Origin of the sequence: Mycobacterium sp. (assembly GCF_032161845.1) — a bacterium.
Classification (GTDB): domain Bacteria; phylum Actinomycetota; class Actinomycetes; order Mycobacteriales; family Mycobacteriaceae; genus Mycobacterium.
Map to the genome: position 1 here is coordinate 1 of NZ_JAVRQA010000275.1, position 5309 is coordinate 5309.

Sequence of the window (5309 nt, forward strand, 5' to 3'; positions counted from 1 at the left end):
GAGTTACGGCGGCAACAGCGGCAGGGAAACGCCCGGACCCATCCCGAACCCGGAAGCTAAGCCTACCAGCGCCAATGATACTGCCCATACGGGTGGAAAAGTAGGACACCGCCGAACACCCTTTAAGTCCGAAGGCCCCCAATTTCGATTGGGGGCCTTCGGCATTTCTATTCGAATTCGCTCCTCTCCAAACATCAGTCGAAAAGCGTCGCGACTGGAGACGTGCGATTCTTCTCCATTTCCAACAATTGTCGCTTCCGATGTAAGCCGCCGCCATATCCCGTCAAACTGCCATTCGCGCCAATTACGCGATGGCACGGCACGATTATGCCGATCGGATTGTGGCCATTCGCCAATCCGACTGCGCGTGATGCGCCGGCCGAACCGATCTGTAGGGCAATCTCACCGTAGGAGCGGGTTTGTCCATAGGGAATGGTGAGCAGGGCAGTCCAGACGCGACGTTGGAACTCCGTGCCGACCAGGTCCAGCTCGAGGTCGAAGTCGACGAGATCGCCCGCGAAGTACGCCTCCAGTTGGGCGACGGCGTCGCAGAAGACCGCCTCGTCCCCTTCCCAGCCGTCGTGGCTGGGTTCATAGGTCTGGTCGACCATCCGAAGGTGCTGCAGTCGGCCGTTCCTACCGGCCAGCGTCAGCAGGCCCACCGGACTGTCGACGGTGCGGTATTGCACTGTTGTCATCACTTCTCCTTCACAGCCGTCTTGGGCGGCCAGTTGTTGACGTCGTGTTCGAGTGCGGTCCAGAGATGTTGCGTCGCATAGGCGCGCCACGGCCGCCAGCGGCCACCGTGTTCGGCCAGTGCCCGCGGATCTGCCGGCAGGCCGAGGGACTTCGCCGCGGCCAGCACGCCCAGATCGGTCACTGGAAAGGCGTCGGGATCGCCGAGTCCGCGCATTGCAATCACCTCTGCGGTCCACGGTCCGATACCGGGCAAGGCGAGTAATTGTTCGCGCGCCCGGTTCCAGTCGGAACCCGGATCGAGCACGACGTTCCCATCGGCCAGTGCACCGACGAGCGCGATGAACGTCCGTTGCCGCGACTTCGGGAAGGCGAGGTGAACGGGGTCGAGCTCGGCAAGTTGCGCCACGCTCGGAAACACGTGGCTGAGAAGACCTTTCGGATCCTCGATCGACGTTCCATATGCCTGCGCCAGGCGCCCTGCGTGGCTTCGGGCCGCCTTCACCGATATCTGCTGTCCGATGACGACGCGCAGCGCCAACTCCGATTCGTCGACGGTGCGCGGGATCCGCTGCCCCGGTGCCTTGGCGACCAAGGCACTCAGCTGTCCATCGCCACTGAGGACGTCCACCACCGCCTCCGGATCGGCATCGAGGTCGAGTAGCCGCCGACACCTGGCGATGGCAGTGGACAGATCGCGGAAGTCGTCGAGGATGAGTTCGCAGTGAACGTGATCCGGCCGCGGTGTCAGGGCGACGACACCGTGCCCCGAGGCCAGCCGCAACGTCCGGCGGTAGGCGCCGTCGCGCACCTCCTCAACCCCGGGGACGGCGCTCGCGGCGAGATGGCCGAACAGTCCTTCGAAGGCGAAGGGCGTCCGCACCGGCAACCGCAGCGTCACCATCCCCGAACCGGTCGACTTGCCCGGGCCGAACCGCGTCCGGGCCAGCTTGCGCAATACCGTCGGCGTCAGCGCGGTCACTGACATCACGGTTTCGTTGAATTGGCGAATGCTCGAGAAGCCGGCTGCGAACGCGACGTCGCCAAACGGCAGGTCGGTCGTCTCGATCAACACTCGAGCGGTCTGCGTGCGCTGTGCGCGGGCCAAGGCAAGGGGATTCGCTCCCACCTCGGCTTGCAACAGTCGCTCGAGTTGTCGGGTGGTGTAGCCGATCCGCGCCGCGAGCCCGGTGACGCCGTCGCGATCGACGGTGCCGTCGGCGATCAGCCGCATCGCCCGAGCGACGACGTCGCCGCGAACGTTCCACTCCGGCGATCCGGGGGAGGCGTCCGGCCGACAGCGCTTGCACGCGCGGAACCCCTCCCGTTGCGCGGCGGCCGCCGTCGGATAGAACCGCACGTTGCGCGCGAACGGGGGACGCACGGGACAACTGGGCCTGCAGTAGATGCCGGTGGTGAGCACCGCCGTCACGAACCAGCCGTCGAATCGGGAGTCCTTGGACTGGACTGCCCGATAACAGCGGTCGAAGTCTTCGTACATGCCTAGACACTTACACGGTGGCACCGACAGTACTAGCGGAAAACCGACATCTAGGTGGACTGGGTCGCCGGGCCTAGCTACCCGATGGTTCGGTGCGCCACTGATGGTCTCGGGCGCCGCACGCCCCAACGATGGCGCCATCGAACGGTGACCGGGGCAGAGGCCCGCGACAGCTGTAAACCGGCAGGCTCAGACGTTCAACGAGCAACCGGCCTACGAGAACCCCGGCTTGCAGCTGCCTGCTTCCCTTCGTGTTCAGACCCTAGATTGCGAGCCACACGGGGTGGGTACGGTGCCACCGAGTGCGAATCGCTCAAGGCGTGGGCGGTGTGGCGCTGAGCAGGATTTGACCTGTTCGTAATCCCCTACCCCAACGGACTTCGGGAAACGAGGTATCCGACATGACACGCAAGCTGGCCACCGATACTGGAGCGCGCCCCGATCTCGACGATGACGAGCCCGACAGCCCCGCCGACCTGTCCACGCCCTCACTGCGGGCGGTGCTCAAGCGGGTCGGCCACCAGTTCAGCCAGGACGGGGTGGGTGACCTGGCCGCCGCGTTGACCTACTACGCAGTGCTGTCGATCGTGCCAGGCCTGATCGTATTGATCTCCATCCTCGGGCTGCTGGGTCCCGACATCACCACCGAGTTGAGCAACCAGGCCCAAGCCATCGCGCCCGGATCGAGCGGGAACTTCGTGCACACCTTGATCACCCAGGCACAGTCCAACAAGGGTGCGGCCGGCCTGAGCGCAATCGTCGGTGTCGTGGTCGCCCTGTGGTCGGCGTCGGGGTACGTCGCGGCGTTCATGCGCGCCTCCAACGTCATCTATGGCATCGGTGAAGGCCGACCGATCTGGAAGACCCTGCCGATCCGGCTGGGGGTGACCATCGTGGCGGTGATCCTGTTGGTCCTCAGCGCGGTGATCGTCGTCGTCAGTGGTCCGGTAGCCCGTCAGATTGGTGACGTCGTCGGAGCGGGGGACACCACGGTGCTGATCTGGAACATCGCGAAGTGGCCGGTGCTGCTGATCCTGGTGTCGGTGCTGCTGGCCATCCTCTTCTGGGCCAGCCCCAACGCCAAGCAGGGCGGCATCAAGTGGGTCAGCCCCGGCGGGGGAATCGCGGTGCTGATCTGGCTGGTGATCTCGGCCCTGTTCGCCGTCTACGTCGCCCGCTTCGCCTCCTACGACAAGACCTATGGGTCCCTGGCCGGGGTGGTCATCTTTCTTGTGTTCTTATGGCTGAGCAACATCGCAATCCTGCTCGGAGCCGAGGTGAACGCCGAACTCGACCACGGCAAGGCCATCGCTCAAGGGCTGCCCGAGGACGCCGAACCCTTCGCCGAACCCCGCGACACCCGCAAACTCGACGCTTCGCAGAAGCACCTCATCGACCAAGCCCAGTCCGCCCGCCGCGGCTAACCGGTCACCCGGCCTCATCGGTCTGACGCGCGCGACTGAACTGGCTCAGCGACTGTGCGTGCCAGGACAGTCGGACAGCACGCGGTGGCGTGCGTGAGGATCTGACGGGGCGCCCTTGCTGGCATTGGCACCACCGTTAAGTAGCCATGAAACACCTTGTGCAGGTTCGGCTCTGGGGTTGGCATTCAAGGTCGACGTTTGGCTGCGAGAGATTCGTGAACTCGCCCCAGTAGAGCTAGAAGGGTGTCCTGTTCCTCAGGGGTGAGCTCGCCGACGGTGTCCGCCTCGAGTGTGCGCCACGCCGCGTTCACAGGAGCTTCCAGCGCGCGGCCCGCCTCGGTCAGACTCACGAGAACGGTTCGACGATCCGACTCGGATCGGTTGCGCACGATCAGACCCGCTCTAGCCAGGCGGGAGAGCATCTTCGACACCGTTGGCGGCTCTACGGCCATCTCACGAGTCAACTCCGCCTGCGAGCGCGGCTCTTTCTCCCAGAGGAGCATGAGCAACAGTTCCTGCCCCGGGGAAAGCCCGATCCCGTGTAGCAGTGCTCCGGCATGTTGGCGATGCACGCGCGAAACGGCTGAGATCCACAGGCTGATCGTCTCTGACCGCTCGCGGTCCTGCGCAGCCGCACCGGCGTTGTCTGCGCTCATTCTTCCCTCCGGAATACGTTTAGCCGGCTAATGGTTACACCGGGCGATAGTTAGCCGGCTAAGGCTAAGGCTAAGCGTACCTACAAGCGAAGGAGTTTGACCATGACTACATCAACGACGAAGACCATCGCGGTCGCTGGGGCGACGGGCGCTCAGGGTGGAGCTGTCGTCGACGCTCTGCTCGAGCGCGGCGCATCGGTGCGCGCATTGGTCCGCAGCACTGGCTCCGAACGTGCTCGCAACCTGGCGAACCGCGGAGCGGAGCTAGTACAGATCGATGCCAACGACCCAGCGTCGCTGAACAATGCGCTCCGAGGGGTCGATGCATTCTTCTTCATGACGACCCCTTACGGCGACTCGCAGAGCACTGATGTCGACGGCGAGGTCCGGCAAGGCGTCGCCTTCGCCGACGCGGCGACCGCGGCGCAGGTTCCGCATGTCGTCTTCAGTTCCGTTGGAGGCGCCGAGCGCAATTCGGGCGTTCCGCACTTCGAGTCCAAGCGCCGGATCGAAGAGTACATATTGGGACGTGACCTTCGGGCGACGATCATTCGTCCGGTGTTCTTCATGGACAACTTCCTGTCGATGGCTCCGACGGTCGAAGACAACGAACTCGTGTTACGGCTCCCCGTGCCGGACGGCATCAAGTTGCAGGCGATCGCTGTCCGGGACATCGGTGTCGTTGCAGCTGCGGCGCTTCTCGACCCTGCGGCGGTTCCGGCGGCAATCGAGATTGCCGGCGATGAGCTGACAGGCAGTGAGATCGCCGCCATCCTCGGAGAGCGCGTCGGTTTGTCCGCGCGGTATGAGGCCCTGCCGGTCGAAGTCCTGGACGGTCAGGACGATCTTCAGAAGATGTTCCGCTGGTTCGCGGAGACGCCCGCATACCAGGCAGACATCGCTGCCGTTCGCCGGATCGATCCGGATCTCTGGAACCTGAAAGCTTGGCTGCGGGCCACGAATTACAGCTTGGCCGCCAGCTAGGGCGTGATCGGTGACGGCTGCTGCCGGTGGGCTTGCCCACCGGCAGCA

The 5309-nt window shown here is 64.5% G+C and carries 5 protein-coding genes and 1 rRNA gene; 3 read left to right on the forward strand and 3 right to left on the reverse strand.

The window, feature by feature from the left end:
- The first annotated feature begins 4 nt into the window (after window positions 1–4).
- A 5S ribosomal RNA gene (gene rrf / locus QOD90_RS15215) occupies window positions 5–117 on the forward strand.
- Between the two features lie 77 nt (window positions 118–194).
- Here the strand turns inward: rrf and QOD90_RS15220 are convergent.
- On the reverse strand, window positions 195–698 hold the full coding sequence (locus QOD90_RS15220) for a methylated-DNA--[protein]-cysteine S-methyltransferase (protein ID WP_526351084.1): 504 nt from the start codon (window positions 696–698) through the stop codon (window positions 195–197).
- Window positions 698–2197 carry an AlkA N-terminal domain-containing protein gene (locus QOD90_RS15225; RefSeq protein WP_526351086.1) on the reverse strand — a complete coding sequence of 500 codons (1500 nt, stop codon included), beginning with the start codon at window positions 2195–2197 and terminating at the stop codon, window positions 698–700. Before QOD90_RS15225 ends, QOD90_RS15220 begins: the two co-directional genes overlap by 1 nt.
- A gap of 401 nt (window positions 2198–2598) precedes the next feature.
- Here QOD90_RS15225 and QOD90_RS15230 point away from each other — a divergent pair, with 401 nt between their 5' ends.
- Window positions 2599–3621: a YhjD/YihY/BrkB family envelope integrity protein gene (locus tag QOD90_RS15230; protein ID WP_526351088.1), complete on the forward strand. Its 1023-nt coding sequence runs from the start codon at window positions 2599–2601 to the stop codon at window positions 3619–3621.
- A 185-nt stretch (window positions 3622–3806) separates the two neighbouring features.
- Here the strand turns inward: QOD90_RS15230 and QOD90_RS15235 are convergent, their stop codons facing one another.
- Window positions 3807–4277, reverse strand: coding sequence for a MarR family winged helix-turn-helix transcriptional regulator (locus tag QOD90_RS15235; protein WP_526351090.1), 471 nt, complete (start codon window positions 4275–4277; stop codon window positions 3807–3809).
- 102 nt (window positions 4278–4379) lie between these two features.
- Between QOD90_RS15235 and QOD90_RS15240 the strand changes: the two genes are divergently transcribed.
- Window positions 4380–5261 carry an NmrA family NAD(P)-binding protein gene (locus tag QOD90_RS15240; protein ID WP_526351092.1) on the forward strand — a complete coding sequence of 294 codons (882 nt, stop codon included), beginning with the start codon at window positions 4380–4382 and terminating at the stop codon, window positions 5259–5261.
- Window positions 5262–5309: the final 48 nt, after the last annotated feature.